Consider the following 26,566-nt stretch of genomic DNA (forward strand, 5'->3'; position numbering starts at 1 on the left):
GCAGAGGGAATCTGTTAATAGATTCCGGGAATTAGTTTTTTGACTTGCTGGCTGTATTCTGAATAGGCTGGATATTTTTCGGTTAACCAGGTTTCTTCTCGGTTGGCTTTGATGTCGAAAAATATGATTAATATGGCGCTGGCTATTAAGTGGGATATACTGAGTTGAAAAATTGTCCAGCCTAGTGCGGCTAAAATTAAGCCGCTGTATAATGGATGTCGCACTATTCCGTAAACGCCTGTTTGGACTAATTTTCCGTCTTCTCTGGGATAGGGCAATGGTGTGAGGTTTTTTCCTAAGTCTATTAGTGCTTTGATTATGAAAATTAATCCGCTTAAGCTGAGAATACTTGCTAGAGTCCAGCTAAGATAAAAAAGTAGTTGAGTTGATTGAATTTTGAATCCTGGCAGTTGATAAACTGGTAAAATTGCAAATCCTGCGAGCAATGCTCCTTGCAGCAAAACTAAATATTCGCCGCGGCTGTTGTTGCGCCAGCCTTCGCGCGTGAAACCCCAGTCAGTTAATATTTTCATAACGAAGAAATAGTTGAAAGTTGACAGTTGATAGTTATCATTAAGTTATTGCACATATGGTAAAAAGAATCTGAAGCTGTTCGATCGATGTAGGTGTGAAGTTCTGTAATAATTTTTGATTCAATTCAAGCAAGTAACATCAATCGTCGTAGCGATTTTCCCAATCTGACCCATGTATCTCTTCGATATCATAATCAGTGGAATCTCGCAACTCTCTTACACCCTCCTCATTTAGTAGATACAATTGCCAATGCATAATATAATAGTTAGAAGCAGTAAAATCAGCATAACGACCGGGTGAACCCGGCTTTTGCCCATCAAGCCAAATAATAACAGTTGCAGTAATCGGTGGCCAGTCTCTGTCATCTTCATATGGCTCGCAGTTTTCCTGATAGCATTTTATTTTTCTCCTTTCATATTGAATACAAGCAATATCTAACTGATCGAGACAAGATTGAATTAACTTCATATCTAACATCATCAATGCTCCATATTTTACAGGTTGATTCCAAGGAAACGAGCGCGCGCCAAAAGCAACCGAGTTTTTTGAGGTTTCAAACATTGAACAATATTTCCCCAAAAAACTCGGTTGGCTGCTTTATTCTCGCCAGGGACGAGTCATTAGTTCTAGTTGATTAACTTCATCTTGGCTCAAATTCCAACCTAATGCGCCTGCGTTTTCTTGGGCTTGTTTTGCGGTTTTGGCGCCGGGAATGGGGATGACTCCGTTTTGGCATATCAACCAGTTTAGGGCAACTTGGGCGGGCGTGCGATCGCGCTTTTTGCCCATTTTCCGCAGCGTGGACATGACTAATTCAATTTTTTCGATGCCGCTTTTACTGAAGCGGGAGTCCATTTTGCGGGCTCCTGTAGGTTGTTCTTGGGCTGTGTATTTGCCGGTAAGCAATCCTTGGGCTAAGGGGCTGTACGCTAAAATTGTGACTCCCAATTCGCGGGCTGCACTCACAATTCCTTGTTTTTCTACTTGCCGCGAAAGCAAGGAGTACCGGACTTGATTTGTTGCTAGGGGAACGCCTCTGGCTGCTAGTATTTTGTGGGCTTGGCGCATCTGTTCTACTGAATAGTTGCTGACTCCTACTGCTTGAATTCTGCCTTGTTTTACTTCATCTGCTAAGGCGTTCATCACGGTTTCTTGACTCAGTAAAAAAGTGAAGGGCCAGTGCACTTGGTAGAGGGCTATTTGTTCTACTTGCAAGCGTTTTAAGCTGGCACTCAAAGCGTCGGAAACTGATTTTCCTGTAATCCGCCAAGGTACGGGGCCGAATTTGGTGGCTATTTGCACGGGTTGGGTGGTTTTTTTGAGAAACTGCCCCAGTAATTCTTCTGACAAGCCGTTACCGTAGACTTCGGCTGTGTCGAAAAAGTTGACTCCGCTGTCTAGGGATGTTTTGAATGCTGCTTCGACTTCGGCGGCGCCGTAGTTGCTGCCGTAGTTCCAAAATAGTTTGTCGCCCCAAGCCCAAGTTCCGACGCACAGGGGAATGACGGCTGGGCCATTTTGTCCTAGGGTAATGGTTGTCACGGTTGGTAAATCCACAATTCTTTATTGTCTATTATTTTTCTATAAATAGTCGCGATCGAGCTTCTAGCCGGGGGAGGAAACGCGGCTGGTGGCGAGTATGTCAGTTACTATAAATGCAAATGCTGTGTTTATTTGAATAGCTATGTCGATCGACCGTTTGCCAGATTCAAGATTAACAGATTCCGCGACTCGTGCCATCAAGAGAGTTACCCTGCTGACTATGTTCCGGTTGGGTTTGTTTCAGATGGGATTGGGCATGATGTCGATTTTGACGCTGGGGGTACTCAATCGCGTGATGATTAAGGAGTTGGCGATTCCGGCTACTGTGGTGGCGGGTACGCTAGCGATGCACCAGTTTGTGGCGCCGGCTAGGGTGTGGTTCGGGCAAATGTCTGATGCTAAGCCTTTGTTTGGCCATCACCGCACGGGTTATGTGTGGGTAGGAAGCGTTTTGTTTGTGATTTCTGCTTTTTTAGCGGTGCAGGTGATGTGGCGCTTGGGCAGCAGTTTGGAGACTGTGGGGTGGACGACTGCTACTTACGGTTGGGTGGGTTTGTTGGGTTTGATTTTTGCGCTTTACGGTATTGCTATTTGTTCGAGTTCGACTCCTTTTGCTGCTTTGTTGGTGGATGTTTCGGACGAGGAAGATCGATCGAAGTTGGTGGGGGTGGTGTGGTCGATGCTGATGGTTGGTATTATTATCGGGGCGATTGTTAGCAGCGGTTTGCTGAAGCAAATTGATGGGGATGTGTCGCGGGAAGTGTTGCAGGCTTCGATTAACGGTTTGTTTGTGAAAGTGCCGGCGGTTGTTTTGCTGTTGGTGGGAATTGCGACTTTTGGGGTTGAGAAAAAGTATTCGCGATACGGGGTGCGATCGTCCGCAGTGAATCGAGAAGATAAAATTACTCTGGGAAGTGCGCTGCGGATTTTGACTGCTAGCCGCCAAACCGGTTTGTTTTTTACTTTCCTGCTGATTATGACAATTTGCTTGTTTATGCAGGATGCGGTTTTGGAACCTTACGGCGGGGAAATTTTTAAGATGCCGATTTCGGAAACTACTCGCTTGAATGCTATTTACGGTACTGGTACTCTGATCGGTTTGAGTGCAACTGGTTTTTTAATTGTGCCGCGCATTGGCAAGCAAAATACGATTAGGTTGGGCTGTGTGTCGGTGGCGGCTTGTTTAGGTTTGATTATTTTATCTGGATTTACAGGAAATCCAATTGTGTTTAAGTCGGCTTTAATGTTGTTTGGTTTAGCTTCAGGCATTACGACGACTGGTGCATTGAGTTTGATGTTGGATTTGACTGCTGCAGAAACTGCTGGCACTTTTATTGGCGCTTGGGGTTTGTCGCAGGCGATGGCGCGGGGTATGGCAACCGTTAGCGGCGGTGCTATTTTGGATTTGGGCAGGAGTTTGTTTGGGGTGCCGATGTTGGCTTACGGGTTAGTTTTTGCTGTGCCGGCGGTGGGTATGATTCTGGCTGTTTGGTTGTTGGGTAGGGTGGATGTTGGTGAGTTTCAGGATAATGCTAAAAGTGCGATCGCTACTATTCTTGAAAATGAATTAGACTAATGCTTTGTCAGTTAGTCGGTGGCTTGTGACAGTTGTTAGTTCCAATAACCAATAACCAATAACCAATAACTAATAACTAATGACTAATTTTTGGGATTCTATTTTCAGTTTTGCACGGGTTACTGTCGAGAGAGTCGGACAGCAGTTGCTGCAAGATTTCGGTTCCGCGCAAGCGGATGAAAAGGATGACGGGAGTTTGGTGACGAAATCCGATAAGTGGGCGGATGCAGAAATTAGAAGTGCGATCGCATCTGCTTTCCCCAGTCACGGCATTTTGAGCGAGGAAGGAGAACAAGTTTTTCCCGATACAGAATGGTGTTGGGTGGTCGATCCTTTGGATGGTACAACTAATTTTGCTAGGGGAATTCCGATTTGGGGTATTTCTTTGGGTTTGTTGTATCGCGGAACTCCTGTTTTTGGCTGCGTGCATTTGCCGCCAATTAATCAGTCTTTTCACGGTTTTTATGCACCTGATTTGGCGGGCGGCGTGTTTGACAATATGACTCAAGGTGCTTTTTTAAACGGGCAGCAAATTCGGCCGAGTGCGGATAAAATGAGCGGGAATCATTTTTTTAATTTGTGTTCGCGGAGTGTGGGAATGGGGCCTCATCTTCCGAGTAAAGTTCGGATGTTGGGTATGGCTAGTTACAATTTTTTGACTGTGGCTTCGGGTGCGGTGTTGGGAGGGGTGGAAGCGACTCCGAAAATTTGGGATATTGCGGGGAGTTGGGTAATTGTGAAGGCGGCGGGTGCGGTTTGGCTACCGCTGGAATCCCAGGGGATTTTTCCGCTGGAAGTGGGGAAGAATTACGGGAGAGTTTCTTATCCGACTTTGGTGGTGAACAGGCAGGAGTTGGTGTCGGTGTTTGTGCCGTTTGTGGAGGCTTGGAAGAAGAAAAAAATGGGGTAATTTAGGTGAAGTGAAGCTATGCCGTAGGAAATCGAACAAATATTAAATAAAACTGCAGGGCAGGCGTGACGGAGGAGTCTCCCACGCCTGCCGTGCTGTTTGGAAGAAATATACCGACCGATGACCGATGGTTTAAGTATGTCTACTCTTGTCTATTTCTGCCAATCTGCGATCGGGTGGTTTTGTTTTACGTCGATCGGGTGATGCGGTTATGGTACAATTTGTGGTAAGTTTTCTACTACGTATTATCTCTAGGAAATAAAATTATACCCGTTTTCAAGTAGAGGCACAAGGGTAAAGAGATTTTCTGCGGTGTTGGAAAAAGTAGATGAGTGGTATATTGGCTATGCCGAAGAGTTAACCTGTGGGAAGATACAAGAATAAACCTGGGAAGAAACTCAGAAAATTATGCGGTTTGCGATCGCACTAATCTCGATAGCACAATTCTCGCATCCGACTTGCTGAAAGCGGCAGTCCCAATTCTACCAGCGTTTGTAAATACTCGTCAGGCGTTTTTGGCGGATTCTTGAGCCTGATTCTTTGTTTCTCGGCTGCTTTGCATACTGTTTGCCAGTTGAGGTCAAGCAAGTCTAAAATAAAATCATCTGGATGCTGCGCTAAAATGTCGTAAGGTGCAAGAGCTTCTTCAGGAAAATCTCTGAGATTGAAAGTAATAATAAACTTAGAACGAGAGTGAATTGCAGCAGCGAGGATATGGCGATCGCCCGGATCGGGAAGTTCTAACTCTTGTATAATTGTCTCATAGCCTTGCACCAAGCAATTTTCAACACTTGCATTCATTAATCTTTTGGTTCGGGCAAGCTGTTCAAAGCTTATATCGGGACGGTTTATAAGTACATTTCTCATCCACTCTTCGTGCATTTCTTCAGTCCAACGTGCCTCAACTATGTCGGTAGTTGCCAACTCTACAAATAAGTCACGAAGAGATGCCGAGTACAAAACATTAGCATCGTAAACAACAGTTAAAATTGCCATGTTTAATGGTACAAACCCAGTGCTTCTGATTCAGCTACAAGCATATCCATAATTTTACTGCTTTCTTCGTAACTTTGTTTCTTATAGGCCACTAAATCTTCGTAACGTATCCGGCGACTGTTCCTGACTGTCTTGTAAGGGATTTTTCCCGCCTCCAGCAACTCCCGCATATATTTATCTGAAACTCCCAGAATCTCTGCTGCTTGATAAATATGAAGTTCTTTAGTAATTGGAATCAGCTTGACAGTATTGCCACTGCTTGTCTGTTGCAAAATTGCTAACAGCAGGGGTAACGCTGCGGCAGGTATGTCAATTGTTTCTCCCTCTTTTTCGTTTAATATCAATTTGAGGGATTCGCCAGACGGATGATTTTGCAAGTGCGATTCTAAAGCGCGGCTGCTGGTTTTGGCAACCGCTGCTTCTGCGGCTGTGGGTAAAGCAGGTGCTGAGTCGGGATCTCCGGTGAATGTCATGTTAATTTGGGGGTGAGAATAAGCTGTTGGGCCTTTAAATTGTATGTCAAAAAAAATTAAAGTCTTAGTCTTGTGGGGTGGGCGTCCCGCCCGCCCTCAATATACAATTTAAATGCGCGACAGCTTAACAGGCAATCAATTATAATTGTAGCAATTTGAGAATGCGATCGCCAAAATCGAGCAAGGAGGTTAACCTGTGGCATACAGCGACTTTACAACTTTAGCGAAAGTTAGAGAATCTTTTAATTTAACCGTAGAAGAACCTTTAGATTTGTTTAGTGATATCCCAGAGGTACAGCCAAGTTCCTATTTGCAAACTACTTTAACTGAAAACCTGTCTTTAGCTACTGCAATTAATACAGAAAAGGCTCGTGCTGAATTAATTATTGCTCCAATATTATTGGAAGTCAGGCGGCAATTTAATTTTCAAGTTGGTTTTTTCTCAGGTTCAGAATTCAATGTAGATGTAGAAGCGGGCTTAAACGGCTATTGCGATTATATTCTCACTGCATCGAAGGATTCCTATGAAATTCGCGCCCCGGTAATTACTCTCACAGAGGCTAAGAATGAAAGTATTAAATCCGGTTTAGGCCAGTGTATTGCAGAAATGGTAGCCGCCCAATTATTTAATCAGCGCAGCGGAGAGCAAATTGAAAGCATTTATGGGGCTGTTACTACGGGTACTGATTGGAAGTTTCTTAAATTGAGTAACAGCACAATTTTCATTGACAAGCGAGACTTTTTTATTAATGAAATTAGTCGAATTTTGGGCATTTTAACAATGCCGTTTCAAGGCTTTTATTCTATGAATCGCACTTGATGCAGCCAGCAAAATAACAGATACTAGGATTAGGGACACAATATTTCTGTGTCCCTACTACAAAATGAATTTATTGCTTCAGGCGATTAATTTCGACAGCACATTAGACAACTTAGCACCGAGATTTTCAACAGCGTCCTGCTGTTTGGGATCTTTCATCGTACCGTCAGCATTAAATGCTTCAAAAGCTTGGGGAATTGCTTTCTGATCCGGGAGCACCAATACGTTAATATTCCCCAGGATCGATCGCAAATGCACTAATCCCCGCAAACCGCCGAGTCCGCCGGGGGAAGCACTCATAATTACCGCTACTTTGCCCGTAAATGCTACCAATCCCGGTTCACCCGCTGCTGGGCGCGATACCCAATCGATCGCATTTTTCAACACAGGCGTAATTGAACTGTTATATTCAGGGGAAGCTATCAAAAACCCGTCATGCCCTACCATCAATTCCTTCAATTTGCGGGCATTTTCTGGCATTCCCTCTTTTGCTTCCAAATCTTCATCAAATAGCGGCATCGGCAAATCGCGCAAATCTACATAAGTAACTTCTGCACCCGCCGCCGTAGCCCCAGCCGCCGCAATTTTTACCAGCAGTTTGTTATAGGATGCTTCGCGGGTACTTCCGGCAAATGCGAGAATTTTTGGTCTGTTTGTCATTGATTTTTTCCTGATTATTGCTTGCGCGTATAATTGTACTATTTCGAGTGATTCCAAACAAAGTCAGCAATGGGTTTATCTGCCGATAAAGCAGGATTGTCACTGGAATTTAATAAAACCGATCGCATTTTTACATTCCCGACCCCCAAACGCCTCTCGACGCGACTGGGAATGCCGTAACCGTAAATAATGTGTCCTTTACCCGCCAACACCACAACTTGATAATCAGGGTTTGCTTTGACAAATTCAGCTATTTTTTCCGCCATAGTTTCGTCCCACAAAACTTGGGCTTGCAAAAATCTTTCAAAAGCCGTACTATTTCCCTGTTCAGCCTTTTGGTGTTGCTGGTAAACTTCTAGCAGCAGTTGCCGATATTCGGTGTTGTCGGTGCGAATTTCGGATATTGGCGGAATGTGCTTTTTTTCCTCTGCTGTGAGGCTTTCTAAACCTTGACTGGCAACTTTTCTCGTTACTTCGGATGGTGTATTTAAGGCGAGGACGGGTAGTTGATTTTCTTTGGCAAACCGCAAAATGGGGGCGTAAGATTCCCAGGGAAAGCGCCATCTGCGATCGTACTCTGTTTGCTCGACTAATTGCTGTTCAGTCAGTTTACCTGCTAAGTAGTTGTCGATCGCACTTTGAAATGGACGCTGAAACATTTCCATCGCGAGCGCAATTTTCCGATTTTGCCGCTGCATTTCTCGGATAATCTTTAGTTGAGCTTGGTGGTCTTCCGCGCTATCGTGGGTTTCTCCCAGATACACGACTTTTGCTTTCACCAACTGTTGCAGAATCTCCTGGTTAGTGTAAGTTTGCCCAGGTTGAGGGTTCGCCGTCGTTGGAGCAGCCGCTACACTGCTGCACAGCAGGAAGATGCCGATCGATAAGGCGCACAGTTTGATGAGTTTGGTTGTTTTCATACAAATATTATGCCGTTTCTCGCAGCAGCAAGCACAGCCGAACTCTACTATTTTAGCTGAGCAGTTAGAAAGCTCAATCCTTAATTTAACTTCATAATTATCCGCACTTACTTCTAAAAATGTAAAGTTTAGTTGCAGGTACTTGCGCTTCTAGAATAAGGTGCTAAATTAATAATATGAAGCGAACAAAAAGCTTCTCTGACAGATACAACCTCTAGATACCACAGCGAAGTTCACAATAGAATCTAAGGAGTAAAAACGCTGTTTAATCTCACATCTGTCTCATCAAAAACCAATAGCAGCACCCACCAACAAAGCTGACACTTCCTCAACTAATTAGAGGGGAGCAATGCAACTGAATCTGAGGATTATTGCAACTCCACATCGAAGTTGAAAAAAGAGGAAATCACTCGGTACATATGGCTGGGTGCTGTTGTTGTTAAAAGAGATTTTCCGTTTGTGATGTTTTTTTCAGTAGAGGCAGACCTTTTAGATAGGCGTTACCGGGCAGAGCCGGGTAACGAGCCTAAAAGGATAAACACTAGAAAATTAGTGGAAAATTGTCTCGTCTTCCTTTCGCCACGCGGGATCGACAATACAAATAAATATTAGCGGCTCTGTGCCGCAGTTGTAAATAAACTGCTTGGCGTTTGGGGGAATGTAAACTGCATCTCCGGCTTCCACGAATTGATTTTCGTCGTCGATGTGCATTTCCCCAACGCCGCTGAGGATGTAGTAAACTTCAGAAGTCGTCAGGGAGTGCAGCGCAGAAGTTTGTCCCGGTGGCAAAACGGCGTGGGCTAAACTGTAACGCAAATCCACAGCTTGTTTGTCTGGATGCAATAATTCTCGCAGTTGAGTACCGTCGCCAGCAATAAACTCATCGCAGGCATTTAGCTTTTGAATTAGCATTCTTTCCCCTCTCCTGAAAATCTCTTTACCACAACTTAAGTTTAATTGAAAGAGTCAGAGATGTTAAGAAATATGTAAAGCGGCGGCCGGATTTTTTAACCGTAAATTCCCGAATGCCCTCGATAATCAGGACAGTCGATCGCATCTTCAGATAAAGCTATAGTAGGCTGAACGGGACACTTGAGGTGGTAGTCGCCGGTGAAAAATACGCAGTTAGCACAAGGGATTTGGTGCATCCGCTGAGCTCGACGCAGGGAGTCGGTGACAGTACGCCCGACACTCAAAAAAAGCAAAAAAACTAAACCCCAGGCGGACACAAAACACAGCGGGACTAAAATAGGCTGTATTGCCTTCAGCAGAAAGTAAAGCATAGCAAGAAAATTTAGCGGTATAAGCCACACATACATTACAGTAGTGGAATTGCCGATCGATCGACCAAAAAGTTTAGAATCCTTTACAGCTCGATCGAGAAACCGGGCAATTATGGCATGATAAGGAACAGTCCTTAAATAAAATTAGAGGAAATCAGTTATGACTCTGCGATTAGGCGATACAGTTCCCAACTTTACCCAAGCTTCGTCTGAAGGCGAAATCAATTTCTACGACTGGGCTGGGGATAGCTGGGTCGTGTTGTTTTCTCACCCGAAAGACTATACTCCAGTGTGCACCACAGAACTCGGTGCAGTGGCCCGTCTCAAGTCTGAATTTGAAAAGCGTGGCGTTAAAACCATTGCCCTCAGCGTCGATGATGTGGATTCTCACATGGGCTGGATTAAAGATATTGAGGAAACTCAAAACGTCACCCTCAATTATCCGATTTTAGCAGATGGCGATCGTAAAGTCTCCGACATTTACGACATGATCCATCCTAACTCGCTAAACAACTTAACAATCCGCACAGTTTTTGTTATTGACCCGGAAAAGAAATTGCGTTTGAGCATTACTTATCCTGCTAGCACTGGTCGGAATTTTAATGAAATTTTGCGAGTAATTGATTCCTTGCAACTTACGGACAAATACAGCGTTGCGACTCCTGTTGATTGGAAAGACGGCGACGATTGCGTAATCGTACCTTCGATTACCGACCCGAAAGAGTTGGAAGAGAAATTTCCTAAAGGTTATACGCCGATTAAGCCTTATTTGCGGATGACTCCTCAGCCGAATAAATAGGTTTAACATTCCTGGAAGCAGAACCTAATTATGTAAGGTGTGTAATGCACACCTTACCTCTATAATTCCCGCGTCCAACCTTTTTGTAGTGAGGAGTTTAGTCCTTAATCCTAATTTTTGACGGCTAAACTCCTCACTACACACAAAGAACTTGTGCAATCTCGTCTGAATAATTGAGATTTGAGGAAAGGCAAAATGCTGTCATCTCCGATCGTATTGCAAATGCCACCAGAATTGCAAATGACAGACGGCGAATTTTTTAATTTTTGTCAAATCAATCGCAACTTGCGGATTGAACGCAGCCAGCGGGGAGAAATACTATTGTTGACTCTCGTTGGGGGAATCAGCAGCAACCGCAATGCTATTTTAACTGGAGAACTGGGAATTTGGACAAAGGGAGACGGAACTGGCATTGCCTTTGCTTCTTGTACGGGATTTACTTTATCGATCGGCTCCGTGCGATCGCCTGACGCTTCCTGGATTAAACTGGAAAGATGGAATACTTTATCAAAAGCACAGCAAGAAAAATTTGCCCCGATTTGCCCTGACTTTGTAGTTGAACTCAGACCAGATTTTGAGGACTTAGAGCCGCTGCAAGAAAAAATGCAAGAATATATGAGAGAACCAGGAGTGCAGTTAGGCTGGCTTATAGACCGCAAAAATCGCAGAGTTTACATTTACCGTCCCGGTTGGCCAGAGGAATGTTTGGAGAATCCCGCGACAGTCAGCGGCGACCCTGTTTTGCCGGGTTTTGTACTTAATACGAGCAAGATTTGGTAAGCTGAAGTATGGAAGCAGCGATCGAGGAAATCAATTATGTTGACATCAACAATTGTGTTGCGAATACCGCCAGAATTGCAAATGACAGATGACCAGTTTTTCGAGTTCTGTCAAATCAATAGTGAGTTACGCATTGAACGCAACAAATCGGGAGAATTGCTAATTATGCCCCCTACTGGTTCGGAGACGGGAAACCGAGAAGGTAATATATTTGGGCCGCTGTGGGTTTGGGCAGAACAAAATGGTACTGGTTTAGCGTTTACTTCGAGTACAGGATTTACTCTGTCAACAGGTGCAGAAAAGTCGCCGGATGCTGCTTGGATAAAATTGGAAAGATGGAATGCTTTGTCACCAGAACAAAAGCAAAAGTTTGCCCCGATTTGCCCTGATTTTGTAGTTGAACTAAGGTCGGCTTCTGACAATCTCAAGCCATTGCAAGAAAAAATGCAAGAATATATGAGAGAACCAGGAGTGCAGTTAGGCTGGTTGATTGACCGCAAAAATCGCAGAGTTTATATTTACCGTCCTGGTTTGCCAGAGGAATGTTTAGAGAATCCGGCTACAGTCAGCGGCGACCCCGTTTTGCCGGGATTCGTACTCAATATGAGCAAGATTTGGTAGAAGTGCTAGCAATAAATATCAACTTATTGTAAAAATTAATAATAGGATGCAAACACGCAAAAAATATGGATATTAAAAACGGCTTTGTAGGCACAATCGGCAACACCCCACTAATTCGTTTAAACAGCTTCAGCGATGAAACTGGCTGCGAAATTCTCGGCAAAGCAGAGTTTCTAAATCCCGGCGGTTCTGTTAAAGATAGGGCTGCTTTATACATCATCAAAGACGCAGAAGAAAAAGGCTTGCTGAAACCGGGCGGCACCGTTGTTGAAGGCACTGCCGGCAATACTGGCATCGGTTTGGCGCACATTTGCAACGCTAAAGGTTACAAATGTTTGATTGTGATTCCCGATAACCAATCTCAAGAAAAAATCGATGCTTTGAAAACCTTGGGCGCTGAAGTTCGGACTGTCCCCGCTGTTCCTTACAAAGACCCGAATAATTATGTCAAATTGTCGGGAAAATTGGCTGCGGAAATGGAGAATGCTGTCTGGGCAAATCAGTTTGACAATTTAGCCAATCGCCGAGCTCATTACGAGACAACGGGCCCGGAAATTTGGGAACAAACAAACGGGAAAATTGATGCTTGGGTAGCCGCAACGGGTACTGGGGGAACTTTTGCTGGCGTAGGAATGTTTTTGAAAGAAAAAAATCCTGCTGTGAGAATTGTCTTGGCAGACCCGATGGGCAGCGGGCTTTACAGTTATTTCAAAACTGGGGAAATTAAGACTGAAGGCAGTTCGATTACTGAGGGAATTGGCACCACTCGCGTGACTGGAAATATGGAGAATGCCCCGGTAGACGATGCCATTCAAATTGACGATACTGAAGCTGTTCGGGTGATTTACCAACTGCTGAGGAAAGAAGGGCTGTTTATGGGCGGTTCTGTGGGGATTAATGTGGGGGCGGCTGTGGCTTTAGCGAAGCAAATGGGGCCTGGACATACGATTGTTACGGTACTCTGCGACGGCGGGGCTCGGTATCAGTCGCGTTTGTTCGATCGACAATGGTTGGCTTCTAAAGGGTTGTCACCAGATTAATCGTAGGGTGCGTTGCGGCGCACCTTAAATTTTGGGCATATATGGCCACACTTATTCCCATGATAAAAAATAGCATATATGTACCAGAATGTCAAGTAAAAAAATATGAAAATGATTGAATCTTCTAGGCGAGTTCTTGTTTGCCAAAACCGCACTTGTCGCAAGCAAAATTCAGCAAAGATACTGGCAGCATTTCAGAAATTGTCGCCCTCAGAAGTTGAAGTTGTTGCTAGCAGTTGTTTGGGACAGTGTGGCAACGGGCCGATGGTGTTGGTGCTACCAGAAGAGGTTTGGTACAGCGGTGTTTGTCAGGAGGAAGTTGCGGCAATAACTGAGCAACATTTGCGGGAGGGAAAGCCGGTGAACAGGATGCTTTACCGCAAGTTTCACCGACTCTCTCATTAGTCGATCGCCCGCCTTTAAAATTCTTCCGCAAACAACCGGCGGAGAATTTCCGTGACTTCGGCGCAAAATCTGGCGTCGAGTTCGATCGCTAGGCGATCGACATTGGAACCGCCTACAGGTTTTTCTGCCCGCAAAGTCATGGCTAAAGTTCTGAGTTTTGCCGGCTTTCCCGTCGCTTTCGGCCGCTCGTCAACAAACCGCACTAAAGCCACATAAACTGTTTCTAGGGTTCCCCTGATCGAGCTCAGTCCGTAACCCAATTTTGAGATAATTACTGGAGAAGTGATAAGGCTATCCATCCCCAAAGTTTTAATTGCTACGTCCACATATCGAGCGCTGTCATGTCCCATTGCTCTGACAATGCTTTCTAAGCTGTTCCACTGAGATGCTTTCATGCGCGATCGCTGTTCGATATGGAAGTGCCATCCTAACATAGAAATCAGTCTGGTCAAGTCATAAGCAGATACGGAATTTTTTTGTTTGGTGCTGTTTACTGCGGCACTTAAAAGCACTTGTTTTTTGGTGAGATCGAATATTTTTGGGTTGTTGACATAAGGATTTTCGCCGTAATCGCCGCGAAAAATTAGGTCCTTATTGCCAGTAGCGCTCTTCAGCCATTGCTCTAATCCTATGCGAGTATCGAAGCGTTTGAACATCGCGGCTAAGGAGTTTGAACTTGCTATATTTGAGGCATAGCTAATCATGTCTTTTGCTACATCGTAAAAGTAAAAATCGTGCCTTAGCCCGTTTCCATCTCTAACAACGCAGTTGTCAATGTCGCAGTCGGGATATTTGCTATTTATTTGACTGACGATATTAAGGAGTGCGATAATTTTAGTGGCACTCCACTGCTCAGCATTGGTAAGCGCGTTTTTTCCCAGCCACTGTGCCTGAATTTTGCCGTCTACAAAAGTACCAATACAAACGCAGGCTTCCTTAATATCTGCGTGCAAAAAATTTAAAGCTTGAGAGTTAATTTGAGGTAGTTCTCCCAGGCTGGGAAACGGGGTAAGTTTGAGGGGATTATTGGGCCCGGGAATAGAGCTAATTACTTTTAAGCCGTCGGGTTTCTGTTTGAGATAATCGGGATAGTTTTTAATTTCTTGTTGGTAAGGGGATTTTTCAATGCCCCTGTCTAAAAAAGCTAGTTTGTTTATGTTAGCTTGGGCATCTATTTCCATTTGGAGGTAGTTTTTGAAGATGCGCGCTCGGTCTTTTGCGAGTTCGAGGGAGGTGAGGTTCATGATAATTGTTGGCAGCTTGTTACAAATAAGTAAATCACTATAGCTGGGAAAAGTATAGTCATTTATGACATGACATGGGAGGCATTAAGTCCCTCCCCTTTCACTTTCACTTCGAGCGGATTGACCCGCCTTGGCTGAACTACGCAGCTCCCTATCCCATTGCTAAACGCATTTGGGATTGCTTTTCTCAAAATATTGTAAGATCCGTTAATATCCGCATTGATTAATTGACCGACCCCTGTTTTGTACAATCCTCTCTTAATTCGCTTGCCACTAAATGCGACATCATTAGCGCCAGTCTTCCCATAAACAGGGATTGGGTCTAAAGCTAGAAAGTTCGCTTGAGAAGTATAGGATTCTTCTTGCACAATCACCTTTATCCCAACCAATTCAGCTTTGTATTCCAACATTTCAATTAATCGGGCATGAGGAACACTTACGAAGTTCTGATTGGTTTTCTTCCCTAAGCTAATCTCGCTCTTCCATTGTAGGTTTTTTCCAATTACTAGCGTTCCAATCTTTCGTGCGACGAGAAGATTAATGATAAGTCGGCTGGAGGAGTGCAAGTAATTATCTACTTTTTGATTGCGACAACGAGTTAGGCGTTGAATACGGGATGATGTCTTGCTACTTCCTTTCAATTGAGATTGTAGTTGTGCCTTACGCTTGTTGTAGAACTGATTGAGCGATTTCAATGGTCGTCCGTTAATCAGGAGAGGGGTAAAACCCGACTGATTTGAAGTTAACGCCACTAAATTATTTAGTCCCAAATCGATACTAGCTACTGCTTGTTTTTGAATCTGCTCGAAGGTGGACTCCTGTTCATTATAAATTACCTCAATTACATAGGAATCACATTTGGGAACCAGCCTAACTTGGCAAATTCTCTCGGGTTTTATTTGGGTTTGTATTGAGATTTCTGTACCCGAAAGCTTGATAATTCCTTTCTTCAATTGCTTGCTACTCATCGCCTGAATCGTATAGACAAGAATATTTCGACCCTTGACTTTATCTTTGTACTTGGGTAGTTTCGGGCGACCCGGAAAATTAGAGGAATCAACTTTGTAAGCTTTGACTGCTTCAAAAAACGATTTCCAGTTCTTGTCCAATATCATCAAGATTTGTTGACTGACCTTGGCTGGCAAAACCTTGTAGGCTTGATGAGACTTCATTAAACGGTTCATCTCGTTGTAATTAATGTAACCCCATCCATAGACAAAACTCTGACGAATGACGTAGTTAGCGGCATTGTAGAGATTCTTGGATTTAAAAGCTAATTCATCAATCTGGGCGAAACGGTGTTCCGTAGATTTAATGATGTGCCTCTCTGCTAGTTGCATCCAGACTCTCCATTTTTTAACTAGCGCAACAAGTTTTTATTTTACTTTCTTGACTATATGGTACTACCATTGTTTATTGATGCTTACAATCTTAATGAAGTTTTATGATACTAGGATTTACGCAAACAAACCGGGTTGCTATGCAAAATTTTGGTTTGGAAAACGAAAATTTTATGAATAACCGGGTTTCAGACAGTAACTGCGTCCAGGACTATATATCTGAGCTCGGGCATTGCGCTCAAGCTTTTTTGCCGCGTACTTGAATGCGTTTGTCGGTTTTTTGTTTCTTAATCCAAGAGACAAATTTCTGGAGTTCTGGGTTATTTTTGAGCTTTTCCAGGGTATTGAGCTCTTGGGCGAGGTGTTTGTTGTCAAATAGAGAGTGAATTTGGCGGTGACAGGCTGAGCAAATGTCGATTGTCGGGCTGGGATCTTCGTTTTTCCGCTTGGTGTTTTGTTTGGGGGTGAGGTGATGGGCGGTTAATGCTTCCATTTGTCGATCGCACAATTCGCACTGCATAATTTTCTCAATGCTGCTGGATAAGAGAATTGCTACTTTTAGTTTAGCGCGATCGGCTGTGAGAGGGTGAATGAAAGTCGATCGCACTCTCCAAACAATAAAAAACCCCCAATTGGGGGTCATACAAATCTCTTGCGGCAGAGGCCAAAAAGCCTCTGGCATCACAAAATATAAAGTAACAGAAACAAAACAATCCAAATCACATCCACAAAGTGCCAGTAAATCTCAGTCGCTTCGATTCCGAAGTGGTGCTCGCTAGAATAGTGACCTTGTGCGCGCGATCGCCACACCACCGCCACCATCAACAGCACTCCCAAGGTAACGTGCAAGCCGTGAAAAGCAGTCAAAACGTAAAAGCAACTGGCATACAAATTCGTCGTCAAGCCAAACTCTAAATGAGTGTATTCGTAAACTTGACCGAACAAGAAAACTGCGCCCATAGCAATAGTTACGAGCAACCAATTCCGCATTCCGGCGGCATCATTCTTTTTGATTGCAGTATCCGCATTGTGAATCACAAAACTGCTAGCAATCAGAATTACCGTATTGATTCCCGGCAGCAATAACTCTCGCGCCGGCGTACCTTCAGGAGGCCACACGGGGGCCATCGCCCGATAAATCAAATACGCGGCAAACATACCGAAAAATATCATGCCTTCAGCGCAAAGGAACACAATTACACCTAACATTCGGTGGTCGGGATGCTCGACACCGTGTGCTTCTACTTCGCCCTCGTGATGGTAATTTAGGGCTGTTTTTGTCGGATCGATCGCTGGAATTTGCATAATAAATTGCTAGTTGGTAATGGATGTTGAAGGAAGTTCGGCAACGGATTCTGTAACGGATGTAACGGATGTAACGGATAGAAGGAAGAAGGAAGAGGGAAGAAGCAAGAGGGAAAAATTTTTATCCCTAGATCGCTGGTGTGCTGTTACTATCAAAAGTCATTTGTCCCAAGTTCTGATATTGCAACGCGCAATAACTAATAACTAATGACTAATGACTTTTGACTAATAAATGATGACTGATGACTAATAACTATTCGCCATCTTGACTTTCATCAGCAGGAGAATCAGCATTTACCTCTGATTCAGGAGCGACCAAAGTTGCAGTACCGCCAAAGAAAGTTGAAGCTTGAGCCTCCGCAATAGGGATACCTGTTTTCTGGGTGTTGCGGGTGGCATTTTCCCTCAGCTTGAGCCTGAGACGTTCCCCTGTATTCTGAATTTTTTCCATGCCGTAATCGTAAGGCCCTGTTGCCAATACCGGCACTCCTTCAAAATTTTCGATGGGGGGCGGCGAAGTCGTCATCCATTCCAAACTCAAAGCTTGCCAAGGATTGTCACCTGCTTTCGGGCCGTACCTCCAGCTCCAAATCACATTAATGATAAACGGGATTGTAGACACTGCCAGCATATAAGCACCGACAGTACAAATGACATTAATTGTGGTAAATTTCGGGTCGTACATTGCCACCCGCCGAGGCATTCCTTGCATCCCCAAAGCGTGCATCGGCAAGAAAGTTACAGTAAAGCCAACATAGGTTAAAACAAAGTGAACTCTACCCCAAAATTCATTAATCATCCGCCCCGTCATTTTGGGGAACCAGTGGTAAAAAGCAGCGTAAATTCCAAACACCGAGCCGCCAAACAGCACGTAGTGCAGGTGAGCGACGACAAAATAAGTGTCGTGAACGTGAATGTCGAAAGGTACCGAAGCTACCATGATCCCGGTGATGCCGCCGAGGACAAATGTTGAGATAAAACCCATCCCAAATAGCATGGCGCTGACAAGCCGGAGTTTGCCTCCCCAAATAGTTGCCAACCAGCTAAATATTTTAATCCCAGTTGGTACGGCGATGATCATAGTCGTGATCATAAAAAACATCCGCAGCCAGCCGGGAGTGCCGCTGGTAAACATATGGTGCGCCCACACGATCAAGCCCAAAAAGCTGATCGCGAGACTGGAATATGCGATCGCCAAATAACCAAAAATTGGCTTGCGGGAATGCACCGGCAAAACTTCTGAAATCACCCCGAAAAAGGGCATAATCATAATGTAAACTGCCGGGTGCGAATAAAACCAGAATAAATGCTGGTATACGATGGGATCGCCGTTGCCTGTGGGGTTAAAAAATGCCGTCCCCGCTAACAAGTCAAACGACAGCAAAATCAAAGCTGCAGCTAACACTGGAGTAGCAATCAAAGTCAGAGCTGAAGTCGCAATCATCGCCCAGCAAAACAAAGGCATTTCATTGAGACTCATGCTCGGAACGCGCATGGTAAAGATGGTAACGGCAAAATTAACCGCCCCCAAAATCGAAGAAGTTCCCAGAATCAAAACGCTGAGAATCCAAATTTCTTCTCCCGCTTGAGCAGTAACTAAGCTCAAAGGCGGATAGGAAGTCCAACCCGCCTGCGGAGCTCCCACCAAAAAACTGCTCAACAGCAACACGCCGCCTACGGGAATCAGCCAAAAGGCAACGGCATTCAGCCTGGGAAATGCCATGTCTTGTGCCCCTATCATTAAGGGGATCAAAAAGTTAGCAAATCCCGCTCCGGCGGGTACGATCCACAGGAATATCATCACCGTGGCGTGAACAGTAAATAAACTGTTGTAGAGTTCGGGGGTGACAAAATCGGCGTCGGGGGTGGCGAGTTCTGTTCGCACCAAAGTTGCCATCACGCCGCCGATTAGATAGAAAATAAATGTTGTTACCAGGTATTGAATACCGATAACTTTGTGGTCGGTATTAAAAGTGAAGTAGTCGCGCCAATGTCTATCGGCGGGCGCTGTTCCGCGAGCCTCAGTGTTTGCACTTTCTTGGAACTGTGCTTGTGTCATAGTTATTAGTCATTAGTTATTAGTCATTAGTTATTAGCCCAGGATCAAAGATTCAGTGCCAGGAACTAATGACTATTTTTAGTGATGAGTTGGGTGAAGTTGTTCTAGGGTTTTGGAATTAATTTTTATTTCCCTGACGTAGGGAGCCAAAAATTCACCGTCTGACAATTCACCTGGATTGACTGCAACTGCTTGCTCTAAGTTTTGACTGCTAGCAACTTGCTGGCTTTGCAGCCAAGTGTCGAATTCTTCTGGCGTGTGAACGACTGCTACAGCTTTCATTGCTCCGTGATAAGCGCCGCACAATTCAGCACAAACAACCCGGTATTCGCCGGTTTTAGTTGGTGTAAATCTCAGTTCGCTCGGTCGCCCGGGAATTGCATCTTGTTTGAGGCGAAATTCGGGCAGCCAAAATGCGTGCAGCACGTCTTGGGCTGCGATATTTAGCTGTACGTCGCGGTTGAGTGGCATATGCAGTTCGCCGGAACTAACGCCGCTTTCTGGATAGCTAAAAATCCAGGCGTACTGCAAACCTGTGACATTTACAACTAAGTCTGCTGGTTTGTCTTCATTTTCTGGGGAAGCGCCTACGCCTAAAGCAACAAGTTTTTGAGACGGAATTTGAGGGGCGTTTTGGGGTGTATCTGAGAGTGTGGCTGCGATCGCACTTCCCCGCATTTTAGAGTGCGCTTGCATGGTGCCGTGGTCGTGATTACCCATCGGATCGAGGCCTCCCATTGAGTTGTAAATCTCAAAACTGTAGACTCCGATTCCTAAAATAATCACCGCCGGCACGGCTGTCCAAAGAATTTCTAAGGGAAAGTTGTCATGCCAAGGCGGCCCGTCTGTGTTGTCTCCTTGACGGCGGCGATATTTAATTGCAGCAAAGATTAGCACTCCCTGGACCATGATAAATAATCCAGTGGAAATGGTCATCATTGTATTGAAAAGTGCGTCTATGTCGGATGCTTCGTCAGAGGCGGCGATCGGCATCAAACCGTGATTCTGCCCGTACCAGAGACTGATCAGAGTCACTACGATGCCGGCGAGCATGGTGAGGATGGAACTTGGAATGTTCACGCTGGTACTTCTTAATAGCGACACTTCTTCGCTTGAAAAATGAAAGAAGCGCCTCTGGGTTATCAATTTTTAATTGTAAATGGTATTTTTAGTAAAATGTCTATCTTAAGGGTTACTTAAGGCTTAGTATGTTTGACCGAGCGATCGCGAGCCTCAAAAATACGTCTTTTGTACCTTGACAAAAATGAGTAAAAATGGTACACAATCGCTCTGTTTGGCTGCTAAATTTGAGATGGTTTCTCAAACACCATCAAATGCTGCTGGGGCAACATATCTTTTGTCTCTTTCCATACTAAACCGACTGCTGCCATTTCTTTTTTCACCTGCTTCTGCGTCATTTTGTGCAAACCTTTAATGGGAATCATCGGGTTTTCGCCTCGATACTCGATCGATACCGTGCGGCCTCCCGGTTTGAGTGCTTTCACAATTCCTTGCATCATTTCTCTGGGATATGCAAATTCGTGATAAGCATCGACCATCACAACTAAATCAACGCTGTTTTCCGGCAAATTAGGATTGTCTATACTTCCCAAAACTGGCTCAACGTTAGCAATATTTTTTTCTTGTTTATTCAATTTAATAAAATTAATCATTTCCGGCTGCACGTCAACTGCCAAAACCTTTCCTTCTGGAACTAAGGGAGCGATGCGAAAGCTAAAATATCCCGTTCCCGCTCCAATGTCGGCGACAATATCGGTTGGTTTTAAATCGAGATTGTTCACTAATCGAGCTGATTTTTCTTCCATGCCCCGAGACGGTCTTTCCAGCCAACCAGCGCCTTGATATCCCATGACTCGGGCAATTTCTCTACCCATATAAAATTTGCCGATTCCGTCGGGATTGTGCACTGTTCGCTGCTGGTAAATGGCGTCGCCATCTGCGGTTTTACTTGCTGCACAGGCATTGAGCGGCAACAGGCAAAAAATTGTCAAAATTATTACTGTTAAGGGTTTAATTAATTGTACGGTTTTTTTCACGATATTTCAGATTTTGTGTTAAATTTATTTCTCGTTCCCTGGCTCTGCCTGGGAACCCAGATCCGGAGGCTCTGCCTCGGTAATATCCAGAATAGTTTAAGATTTAGCTGACAGCCGATTCTAACAATTTAATTGTACCAGAGTCAGCGTCGATTTCGACTTCTTGACCGATCGGCAAAGTGAACTGTTCCCGGATGTGTCCCACCATTGAACCGTACCACGCCGGAATCTTCAAAGGGCGAATGTGGTCGGACAATACTTGAGGTAAGGTTAGGGACTCTTGGGGTTTTTCAGCTTCGCACTTGGTACACTGTCCGAAAATAAAACCTGATATTTTATCGAGAATGCCCGCTAATTTAAGCTGCGTCAACATTCTATCGATGCGATAAACTTCTTCGCCAACTTCCTCAACAAACAAAATACTGTTTTCCCACTGCGGTAAATATGCAGAACCCACCATTGCTGCTATTACTGATAAATTGCCGCCGATTAGTGTGCCCCTAGCTGTGCCCCGCCCGATTGTTTGAACTTGCACGCTTTGGGAGTTTTGCATCGTCACAGAACCTCCGTCAAACAAAACTTTTTTGACGTAATCCACTGTAAAGGGACTCCAAGTTGACGCACCTAAAGGGCCGTGAAAAGTAACTCTATTAGTTTTAGCATGAATCGCCAATAACAGCGCAGTAATATCGCTAAATCCCATAATAATTTTGGGGTTGTTGCCGATCGTATTGTAATCCAGGAGCGGCAATATCCGACCGCAGCCCCAGCCGCCCATCCCGGTAAAAATAGCTCGCACTGAGTCATCGGCAAAGGCTGCGTTGACATCGGCGGCGCGATCGGCATCCTTGCCCGCTAAATAGCCGTAGCGATCGTAAAAATGCTCTCCAAGTTTAACTTTTAATCCCAGCTTTTCGATAACTTTAAAAAAATCCTCGATTTCTTTTTTATAGTTGAAAGCGGCAGGATTGATTAAAGCTATAGTATCGCCAACTTGCAGGCGGCGCGGCTTCACGATCGCACTTTTGGGAGATAGGTTGGTTTGGGCGATAGGCAAAAGCTGAGTACCAATAGCAGTCAGCCCAAAAGTTGTCAGCAGAGCACGGCGGCGGAGAGTCATAGGTGTTATACCCTTGTTCGATTAAGTGAGGTACAGGTTGAGATTTGAGTTTTAGATTTTAGATTTTAGATTGGGGGATTGAAGAATTGTTCATTCCTTGATGAATGGATCGCGCGAGCACTGTTATAGATGATTTTTGCTATAATTGTATAGGAAAATTTCTGCAATATCAGTTTAAAATTGCCAGTTTCAAATGAAAACAGACACTCAAATCTCAGCTAAAAAATCTTGGGCTCAAGCTTTAGCCCGTCCGGCTGCGGAATTTCCGCTGACTCAGCTATTGGTTAAAAGCGGTAAAATTCCCGCAGGATTGCGGGGAACTCTCTACCGCAACGGGCCCGCACGTTTGCAACGCGGTGGCACGAATGCGGGACACTGGTTTGACGGGGACGGTGCAATTTTGGCAGTACATTTTACCGATGCGGGTGCTGCGGCTGTTTATCGCTACGTGGAAACAGCGGGATATCAAGCTGAGGAAAAAGCTGATAAATTTCTCTACAGTAATTATGGCATGACAGCACCTGGTCCGGCATGGTTGCGGTGGAGCAAACCTGTGAAGAATGTTGCCAATACTTCTGTTTTAGCTTTGCCAGATAGGCTTTTAGCTTTGTGGGAAGCAGGCCCGCCTCATATCCTCGATTTGCAAACCTTAGAAACTCGCGGAACAGACGATTTAGGAAGTTTACCAAGTGGATATTCTTATTCAGCTCACTGCAAGCGCGACCCGATTACTGGGAATATTTTTAACTTTGGAATTACACAGGGTGCTAGTACAAAGTTGAATCTCTATAAAAGCGATAGTACAGGCCAAATATTCCAAAAAGCAACAGTTGCTTTAGATGGAATTCCGATGATCCACGATTTTGTTTTTGCGGGAAAGTATCTCATATTTTTTGTGCCACCGATGCGACTAAAAGCTTTACAAGTTTTAGCTGGAATTAGCAGTTACAGCGAGTCTTTTGAATGGAAACCGGAGTTAGGAACGCAGATATTAGTTATTGACTCGGAAACTCTCTCTTTAGTTAGTCGCGGCGAAACCGAACCTTGGTTTCAGTGGCATTTTGCTAACGGTTTTGTCAAGGAAGATGGTTCGGTGGCTGTAGATTTTGTGCGCTTCGCTGACTTTCAAACTAATCAGCGGCTGAAAGAAGTAGCGGCGGGCGAAACTCGCACCGATGCGGAGGGTTCCCTGTGGCGGGTGTGTCTAAATCCTCAAACTGGCCAAGTGACAGCAGCCGAAGAATTGCTGGATCAACCTTGCGAGTTTCCGACGGTACCTGCTTCAGAAATAGGGCAAGACTCGCGATATATTTATCTGGCAATGTATCGCCCTGACGTTGATATTGTACCGGAACGTTACGGCGCGATCGCCCGTTTGGACACGCAAACCCGCAATCTCACAATTGCCGACTGTGGCGAAAATCGCTATCCCGCAGAGCCCATCTACGTTCCAGATATTTCCTCAGACAAAGGTTGGATTTTGACAGTTGTTTACGACGGCAATTCTGACAGCAGCGAAGTCTGGATATTTGACAGCGACGGACTTTCCCGCGAACCTGTTTGCCAGCTACAATTGCCCGGTGTCATACCTTTGGGCTTTCACGGCACTTGGAAATCGGCAGTCTGAGAAAATTGTAAAGAAGTGTTGCGGAAGATTTATTAAAAATTGTTGCCGCTTCTGTGTCAAGTTGTTAAGGTGTGTGTAGATAGGAAATTCTCATATCTAGGAGGTGTGGAATTGATAATCTGCATTGCTCAATTATCCTGTGCCAATTCGCACGAATCCCCGGCGATTTTAAGTCGCAATTGCACAGGATATCGTCTGCCTCTGCGGACTAAAAAAAGAGGGGTAATTAAGCCCTGGCGAATAACCCATCCCGGCGAATATTCCCTGCCAATTTATTCGCAGCTACACAGGCAAAATCCGCCTCCACGGAGTGAAGAAAGAGGGGTTCTCCAACCCCGGTAAATCACAAATTCGCGGGTCACCAATCCCAGGCGAGTTTATTCGCGGCTACACAGGCAAAGTCCGCCTCCGCGAACTGAAGAAACAGCGGTAATAAAGTCCGCTTTGCCATGATTTCGACTCGGTTTGCCCATCTCAAGTTTGTCTGCTGGCATGAGGTTAAAAGACCAGATAATTGACTGATTTCTGGCAAACCCAAAGTTTAGTTCAACTCACGCGCACGTTAGCGATTCAACAGTTTTTGGTTTTGAGTTAACCCCACAACTAAATGAGGTCTATCGAAACAAGATAGCCTTTTCAACAATTATGAATTATGAGTTGTTACCGCCAAAAAATTCAACTCATAACTAATAATTCACAACTCACAACTCATAACTCCGTGCCGCAGTGAGTATCTACCAAAAGGTTTAATCTATGCAACTTCAAGGAAAAACAGCTCTTGTTACAGGAGCTTCGCGCGGAATTGGGCGATCGATCGCCCTGGAATTAGCGAGACAAGGAGTCAAACGTTTGTTGATTGTGGCGCGCAACCGCAGGCAATTAATTGAACTGGCAGAGGAAATCGATGTTTTGGGCACAGAAGTAGTGCCGTTAGCTTTGGATTTAACTCAGTCAGTAGCGGTGAATATTGCGATCGCCCAAGCTTGGCGAGATTGCGGCCCGATTCACCTGCTAGTCAACTGTGCGGGCGTCGCGCACCAAGCATCTTTCTTGCGTTCCCCGCTGCCGTTAATCGAGGAAGAAATCGCCTTAAATTTGCTCGGAACCTACACAATTACCCGCTTGATAGCTCGACGAATGGCGACTCAAAAAGAGGGAACAATCGTCAATGTTTCGAGCTTAATGGGCAAAATTGCCGCTCCCACAATGGCGACTTATTCTGCTACCAAATTTGCCATTTTGGGATTCACCCAAGCTTTGCGTAGCGAGTTAACTCAGTACAATGTTCGAGTCACAGCTTTGCTGCCATCTCTAACAGATACCGACATGGTGCGAGACTTGGAACAATTCCGGTGGGTAGTGCCCACAACTCCCGAAAAAGTTGCCCTAGCACTTGTCGCGGGATTGCACAAAGATGCGCCGGAAATCTTGGTAGGATGGCAAAGTCATCTAGCAGTTTGGTGTCACCGAATTGCGCCTTGGTTGCTGGATTTTGTGTTGCGGATGGCGACTCCAGAACTTCGGGATAAATCGCAGCGCCGTAAATTGCGGGAGGCTTTAGCTAGCGGGCGATAAACCCTTTTCTGGGCGGGCTTTCCGGCTCACCCCACAATAAAACTCATTCTTTGTGGAACGGGCATCTTGCCCGTTCCTAAGCGCACCTTACATTTGGCAAACACTCTAACTGTTAGTCATATCGTTTCCGGTTGCATCGGAATGATATAGAGGACACGGCACGGCCCATAGGTGTCAACTTAAGACTCAAACCCTTGATCAATCTCGCTTTTAGCCTAGTCTAGATCCCCCTAAATCCCCCTTAAGAAGGGGGACTTTGAGAAGAATCTTGTCCCCCCCTTTTTAAGGGGGGCTAGGGGGGATCTAAGTTTAATGGTCAAAAGCCGTCTGTGACTAGGTTTTACATTAAGTTGACACCAATGATATCACTCATCTTCATCAGAAAATAGCGACGGTAAATCCCGTTCTCCCCTCACCACCCTGATAATTTCAATTCTACTGTCTATCGCCGGATAAAGAATAATGTAACCCATGAGAGGAAGCCCCCGCACAGAAGCAGCTAGTTCCTCGTAACTACGACCCATATTAGGAAAGTTAATTAAATTGCGACACTTTCGATTGAACTCCTCGACAAACTGTTCTCCAGATTCAATATTTCTAGCTGCAAAGTAATCAGAAATTTCATCTAAATCGCGACTCGCTTCTGGAGAAACAATGTAGCGACTCATCTTTAGTTCTCCCGCATTTTGCGAAATTTTTCCTGCAATCTTGCTATGACTATTTCTCCATCAATCCCTTCGCCGCGATCGAGTTGAGCTATTCCTGTTGATACTTTTGAGCGCGTTTCTTTTACCCATTCTTGATATAGCGATCGCAAATGATTTGTAAATCATAAATCATGTATAATGAGGGAGGTGGATCTAAGTAGAAGTTAAGATGT

Annotated in this window: 30 protein-coding genes; 12 read left to right on the plus strand and 18 right to left on the minus strand. The window is 44.8% G+C overall.

The window, feature by feature from the left end; genetic code table 11:
- Window positions 1-14: 14 nt before the first annotated feature.
- The 3 genes from QUA33_RS20165 to QUA33_RS20175 all read right to left on the minus strand — a co-directional run bounded on the left by QUA33_RS20165 (window position 15) and on the right by QUA33_RS20175 (window position 2,076).
- Window positions 15-533, minus strand: coding sequence for an isoprenylcysteine carboxylmethyltransferase family protein (locus QUA33_RS20165; RefSeq protein WP_333150602.1), 519 nt, complete (start codon window positions 531-533; stop codon window positions 15-17).
- 139 nt (window positions 534-672) lie between these two features.
- Window positions 673-1,095 (minus strand): hypothetical protein, encoded by a 423-nt coding sequence (locus tag QUA33_RS20170; protein WP_333150604.1) that lies wholly within the window; start codon window positions 1,093-1,095, stop codon window positions 673-675.
- Window positions 1,096-1,131: 36 nt separating this feature from the next.
- Window positions 1,132-2,076 carry an aldo/keto reductase gene (locus tag QUA33_RS20175; protein WP_333150648.1) on the minus strand — a complete coding sequence of 315 codons (945 nt, stop codon included), beginning with the start codon at window positions 2,074-2,076 and terminating at the stop codon, window positions 1,132-1,134.
- A gap of 142 nt (window positions 2,077-2,218) precedes the next feature.
- On the opposite strand from QUA33_RS20175, the gene QUA33_RS20180 reads away from it, so the two are divergent.
- The 3 genes from QUA33_RS20180 (at window position 2,219) to QUA33_RS20190 (ending at window position 4,792) form a co-directional block, all read left to right on the plus strand.
- The gene (locus tag QUA33_RS20180; RefSeq protein ID WP_333150606.1) at window positions 2,219-3,652 is read left to right on the plus strand and encodes a BCD family MFS transporter; all 1,434 of its coding nucleotides are present in this window, start codon (window positions 2,219-2,221) and stop codon (window positions 3,650-3,652) included.
- A gap of 79 nt (window positions 3,653-3,731) precedes the next feature.
- A complete protein-coding gene (locus QUA33_RS20185; protein WP_333150607.1) occupies window positions 3,732-4,562 on the plus strand; it encodes an inositol monophosphatase family protein in 831 nt (276 codons plus the stop codon).
- 65 nt (window positions 4,563-4,627) lie between these two features.
- On the plus strand, window positions 4,628-4,792 hold the full coding sequence (locus tag QUA33_RS20190) for a hypothetical protein (protein ID WP_333150608.1): 165 nt from the start codon (window positions 4,628-4,630) through the stop codon (window positions 4,790-4,792).
- 196 nt (window positions 4,793-4,988) lie between these two features.
- On the opposite strand, the gene QUA33_RS20195 is transcribed toward QUA33_RS20190, so the two are convergent.
- Both QUA33_RS20195 and QUA33_RS20200 read right to left on the minus strand, forming a co-directional pair.
- The gene (locus QUA33_RS20195; RefSeq protein WP_333150610.1) at window positions 4,989-5,558 is read right to left on the minus strand and encodes a PIN domain-containing protein; all 570 of its coding nucleotides are present in this window, start codon (window positions 5,556-5,558) and stop codon (window positions 4,989-4,991) included.
- A 2-nt stretch (window positions 5,559-5,560) separates the two neighbouring features.
- Entirely contained in the window at window positions 5,561-6,031 is a 471-nt protein-coding gene (locus QUA33_RS20200) for a helix-turn-helix domain-containing protein (protein ID WP_333150612.1), read from the minus strand.
- A gap of 196 nt (window positions 6,032-6,227) precedes the next feature.
- Between QUA33_RS20200 and QUA33_RS20205 the strand changes: the two genes are divergently transcribed.
- Window positions 6,228-6,851: a hypothetical protein gene (locus tag QUA33_RS20205; protein WP_333150613.1), complete on the plus strand. Its 624-nt coding sequence runs from the start codon at window positions 6,228-6,230 to the stop codon at window positions 6,849-6,851.
- A 78-nt stretch (window positions 6,852-6,929) separates the two neighbouring features.
- On the opposite strand, the gene QUA33_RS20210 is transcribed toward QUA33_RS20205, so the two are convergent.
- The 4 genes from QUA33_RS20210 to QUA33_RS20225 all read right to left on the minus strand — a co-directional run bounded on the left by QUA33_RS20210 (window position 6,930) and on the right by QUA33_RS20225 (window position 9,714).
- Complete coding sequence (locus tag QUA33_RS20210; RefSeq protein ID WP_333150615.1) at window positions 6,930-7,511, minus strand: NAD(P)H-dependent oxidoreductase; 582 nt, start codon at window positions 7,509-7,511, stop codon at window positions 6,930-6,932.
- Window positions 7,512-7,549: 38 nt separating this feature from the next.
- Window positions 7,550-8,431 carry a ChaN family lipoprotein gene (locus tag QUA33_RS20215; protein ID WP_333150617.1) on the minus strand — a complete coding sequence of 294 codons (882 nt, stop codon included), beginning with the start codon at window positions 8,429-8,431 and terminating at the stop codon, window positions 7,550-7,552.
- Window positions 8,432-8,980: 549 nt separating this feature from the next.
- Complete coding sequence (locus tag QUA33_RS20220; protein WP_333078559.1) at window positions 8,981-9,343, minus strand: cupin domain-containing protein; 363 nt, start codon at window positions 9,341-9,343, stop codon at window positions 8,981-8,983.
- 95 nt (window positions 9,344-9,438) lie between these two features.
- A complete protein-coding gene (locus QUA33_RS20225; RefSeq protein ID WP_333039701.1) occupies window positions 9,439-9,714 on the minus strand; it encodes a hypothetical protein in 276 nt (91 codons plus the stop codon).
- 160 nt (window positions 9,715-9,874) lie between these two features.
- Here QUA33_RS20225 and QUA33_RS20230 point away from each other — a divergent pair, with 160 nt between their 5' ends.
- From QUA33_RS20230 to QUA33_RS20250, 5 genes are all read left to right on the plus strand, one after another.
- Window positions 9,875-10,513 (plus strand): peroxiredoxin, encoded by a 639-nt coding sequence (locus QUA33_RS20230; RefSeq protein ID WP_006632618.1) that lies wholly within the window; start codon window positions 9,875-9,877, stop codon window positions 10,511-10,513.
- Between the two features lie 195 nt (window positions 10,514-10,708).
- Window positions 10,709-11,293, plus strand: coding sequence for a Uma2 family endonuclease (locus tag QUA33_RS20235; RefSeq protein ID WP_333150619.1), 585 nt, complete (start codon window positions 10,709-10,711; stop codon window positions 11,291-11,293).
- 36 nt (window positions 11,294-11,329) lie between these two features.
- Window positions 11,330-11,914 (plus strand): Uma2 family endonuclease, encoded by a 585-nt coding sequence (locus QUA33_RS20240; RefSeq protein WP_333150621.1) that lies wholly within the window; start codon window positions 11,330-11,332, stop codon window positions 11,912-11,914.
- A 65-nt stretch (window positions 11,915-11,979) separates the two neighbouring features.
- Window positions 11,980-12,954, plus strand: a complete 975-nt coding sequence (locus QUA33_RS20245) for a cysteine synthase A (protein WP_333150622.1) — start codon at window positions 11,980-11,982, stop codon at window positions 12,952-12,954.
- Window positions 12,955-13,059: 105 nt separating this feature from the next.
- The gene (locus QUA33_RS20250) at window positions 13,060-13,359 is read left to right on the plus strand and encodes a (2Fe-2S) ferredoxin domain-containing protein (RefSeq protein WP_333098623.1); all 300 of its coding nucleotides are present in this window, start codon (window positions 13,060-13,062) and stop codon (window positions 13,357-13,359) included.
- Between the two features lie 14 nt (window positions 13,360-13,373).
- Here the strand turns inward: QUA33_RS20250 and QUA33_RS20255 are convergent, their stop codons facing one another.
- The 4 genes from QUA33_RS20255 to QUA33_RS20270 all read right to left on the minus strand — a co-directional run bounded on the left by QUA33_RS20255 (window position 13,374) and on the right by QUA33_RS20270 (window position 17,248).
- On the minus strand, window positions 13,374-14,603 hold the full coding sequence (locus QUA33_RS20255) for a hypothetical protein (protein ID WP_333150624.1): 1,230 nt from the start codon (window positions 14,601-14,603) through the stop codon (window positions 13,374-13,376).
- Between the two features lie 62 nt (window positions 14,604-14,665).
- On the minus strand, window positions 14,666-15,943 hold the full coding sequence (locus QUA33_RS20260; protein ID WP_333150626.1) for a transposase: 1,278 nt from the start codon (window positions 15,941-15,943) through the stop codon (window positions 14,666-14,668).
- A gap of 238 nt (window positions 15,944-16,181) precedes the next feature.
- Window positions 16,182-16,586, minus strand: a complete 405-nt coding sequence (locus QUA33_RS20265) for a hypothetical protein (protein WP_333150628.1) — start codon at window positions 16,584-16,586, stop codon at window positions 16,182-16,184.
- A 38-nt stretch (window positions 16,587-16,624) separates the two neighbouring features.
- Complete coding sequence (locus QUA33_RS20270; protein ID WP_333150630.1) at window positions 16,625-17,248, minus strand: heme-copper oxidase subunit III; 624 nt, start codon at window positions 17,246-17,248, stop codon at window positions 16,625-16,627.
- A 19-nt stretch (window positions 17,249-17,267) separates the two neighbouring features.
- On the opposite strand from QUA33_RS20270, the gene QUA33_RS20275 reads away from it, so the two are divergent.
- Window positions 17,268-17,456: a hypothetical protein gene (locus QUA33_RS20275; RefSeq protein WP_333150632.1), complete on the plus strand. Its 189-nt coding sequence runs from the start codon at window positions 17,268-17,270 to the stop codon at window positions 17,454-17,456.
- A gap of 45 nt (window positions 17,457-17,501) precedes the next feature.
- Here the strand turns inward: QUA33_RS20275 and ctaD are convergent, their stop codons facing one another.
- From ctaD to QUA33_RS20295, 4 genes are all read right to left on the minus strand, one after another.
- Window positions 17,502-19,307, minus strand: a complete 1,806-nt coding sequence (gene ctaD / locus QUA33_RS20280) for a cytochrome c oxidase subunit I (protein WP_333150634.1) — start codon at window positions 19,305-19,307, stop codon at window positions 17,502-17,504.
- Window positions 19,308-19,385: 78 nt separating this feature from the next.
- Window positions 19,386-20,387, minus strand: coding sequence for a cytochrome c oxidase subunit II (locus QUA33_RS20285; protein WP_333150636.1), 1,002 nt, complete (start codon window positions 20,385-20,387; stop codon window positions 19,386-19,388).
- Window positions 20,388-20,608: 221 nt separating this feature from the next.
- On the minus strand, window positions 20,609-21,364 hold the full coding sequence (locus tag QUA33_RS20290; RefSeq protein WP_333150638.1) for a class I SAM-dependent methyltransferase: 756 nt from the start codon (window positions 21,362-21,364) through the stop codon (window positions 20,609-20,611).
- Window positions 21,365-21,467: 103 nt separating this feature from the next.
- Window positions 21,468-22,484, minus strand: a complete 1,017-nt coding sequence (locus QUA33_RS20295) for an LD-carboxypeptidase (RefSeq protein ID WP_333150640.1) — start codon at window positions 22,482-22,484, stop codon at window positions 21,468-21,470.
- Window positions 22,485-22,677: 193 nt separating this feature from the next.
- Between QUA33_RS20295 and QUA33_RS20300 the strand changes: the two genes are divergently transcribed.
- Both QUA33_RS20300 and QUA33_RS20305 read left to right on the plus strand, forming a co-directional pair.
- The gene (locus QUA33_RS20300; protein ID WP_333150642.1) at window positions 22,678-24,111 is read left to right on the plus strand and encodes a carotenoid oxygenase family protein; all 1,434 of its coding nucleotides are present in this window, start codon (window positions 22,678-22,680) and stop codon (window positions 24,109-24,111) included.
- Between the two features lie 753 nt (window positions 24,112-24,864).
- Window positions 24,865-25,686: an SDR family NAD(P)-dependent oxidoreductase gene (locus tag QUA33_RS20305; protein WP_333150644.1), complete on the plus strand. Its 822-nt coding sequence runs from the start codon at window positions 24,865-24,867 to the stop codon at window positions 25,684-25,686.
- A 365-nt stretch (window positions 25,687-26,051) separates the two neighbouring features.
- Here the strand turns inward: QUA33_RS20305 and QUA33_RS20310 are convergent, their stop codons facing one another.
- Entirely contained in the window at window positions 26,052-26,354 is a 303-nt protein-coding gene (locus QUA33_RS20310; protein ID WP_333150646.1) for a type II toxin-antitoxin system RelE/ParE family toxin, read from the minus strand.
- Between the last annotated feature and the right edge of the window lie 212 nt (window positions 26,355-26,566).

It is taken from the genome of Microcoleus sp. Pol14D4, from assembly GCF_036701245.1.
GTDB lineage: Bacteria > Cyanobacteriota > Cyanobacteriia > Cyanobacteriales > Microcoleaceae > Microcoleus.

Coding starts and splice junctions, on each gene's coding strand:
- QUA33_RS20170 (WP_333150604.1), bottom strand. CDS start 1,095: ATGTTTGAAACCTCAAAAAACTCGGTTGCTTTTGGCGCGCGCTCGTTT.
- QUA33_RS20270 (WP_333150630.1), bottom strand. CDS start 17,248: ATGCAAATTCCAGCGATCGATCCGACAAAAACAGCCCTAAATTACCAT.
- QUA33_RS20230 (WP_006632618.1), top strand. CDS start 9,875: ATGACTCTGCGATTAGGCGATACAGTTCCCAACTTTACCCAAGCTTCG.
- QUA33_RS20215 (WP_333150617.1), bottom strand. CDS start 8,431: ATGAAAACAACCAAACTCATCAAACTGTGCGCCTTATCGATCGGCATC.
- QUA33_RS20200 (WP_333150612.1), bottom strand. CDS start 6,031: ATGACATTCACCGGAGATCCCGACTCAGCACCTGCTTTACCCACAGCC.
- QUA33_RS20240 (WP_333150621.1), top strand. CDS start 11,330: ATGTTGACATCAACAATTGTGTTGCGAATACCGCCAGAATTGCAAATG.
- QUA33_RS20245 (WP_333150622.1), top strand. CDS start 11,980: ATGGATATTAAAAACGGCTTTGTAGGCACAATCGGCAACACCCCACTA.
- QUA33_RS20250 (WP_333098623.1), top strand. CDS start 13,060: ATGAAAATGATTGAATCTTCTAGGCGAGTTCTTGTTTGCCAAAACCGC.
- QUA33_RS20220 (WP_333078559.1), bottom strand. CDS start 9,343: ATGCTAATTCAAAAGCTAAATGCCTGCGATGAGTTTATTGCTGGCGAC.
- QUA33_RS20295 (WP_333150640.1), bottom strand. CDS start 22,484: ATGACTCTCCGCCGCCGTGCTCTGCTGACAACTTTTGGGCTGACTGCT.
- QUA33_RS20235 (WP_333150619.1), top strand. CDS start 10,709: ATGCTGTCATCTCCGATCGTATTGCAAATGCCACCAGAATTGCAAATG.
- QUA33_RS20225 (WP_333039701.1), bottom strand. CDS start 9,714: ATGCTTTACTTTCTGCTGAAGGCAATACAGCCTATTTTAGTCCCGCTG.
- QUA33_RS20255 (WP_333150624.1), bottom strand. CDS start 14,603: ATGAACCTCACCTCCCTCGAACTCGCAAAAGACCGAGCGCGCATCTTC.
- QUA33_RS20260 (WP_333150626.1), bottom strand. CDS start 15,943: ATGCAACTAGCAGAGAGGCACATCATTAAATCTACGGAACACCGTTTC.
- QUA33_RS20275 (WP_333150632.1), top strand. CDS start 17,268: ATGGATGTTGAAGGAAGTTCGGCAACGGATTCTGTAACGGATGTAACG.
- QUA33_RS20195 (WP_333150610.1), bottom strand. CDS start 5,558: ATGGCAATTTTAACTGTTGTTTACGATGCTAATGTTTTGTACTCGGCA.
- QUA33_RS20265 (WP_333150628.1), bottom strand. CDS start 16,586: ATGACCCCCAATTGGGGGTTTTTTATTGTTTGGAGAGTGCGATCGACT.
- QUA33_RS20300 (WP_333150642.1), top strand. CDS start 22,678: ATGAAAACAGACACTCAAATCTCAGCTAAAAAATCTTGGGCTCAAGCT.
- QUA33_RS20180 (WP_333150606.1), top strand. CDS start 2,219: ATGTCGATCGACCGTTTGCCAGATTCAAGATTAACAGATTCCGCGACT.
- QUA33_RS20305 (WP_333150644.1), top strand. CDS start 24,865: ATGCAACTTCAAGGAAAAACAGCTCTTGTTACAGGAGCTTCGCGCGGA.
- ctaD (WP_333150634.1), bottom strand. CDS start 19,307: ATGACACAAGCACAGTTCCAAGAAAGTGCAAACACTGAGGCTCGCGGA.
- QUA33_RS20210 (WP_333150615.1), bottom strand. CDS start 7,511: ATGACAAACAGACCAAAAATTCTCGCATTTGCCGGAAGTACCCGCGAA.
- QUA33_RS20185 (WP_333150607.1), top strand. CDS start 3,732: ATGACTAATTTTTGGGATTCTATTTTCAGTTTTGCACGGGTTACTGTC.
- QUA33_RS20165 (WP_333150602.1), bottom strand. CDS start 533: ATGAAAATATTAACTGACTGGGGTTTCACGCGCGAAGGCTGGCGCAAC.
- QUA33_RS20310 (WP_333150646.1), bottom strand. CDS start 26,354: ATGAGTCGCTACATTGTTTCTCCAGAAGCGAGTCGCGATTTAGATGAA.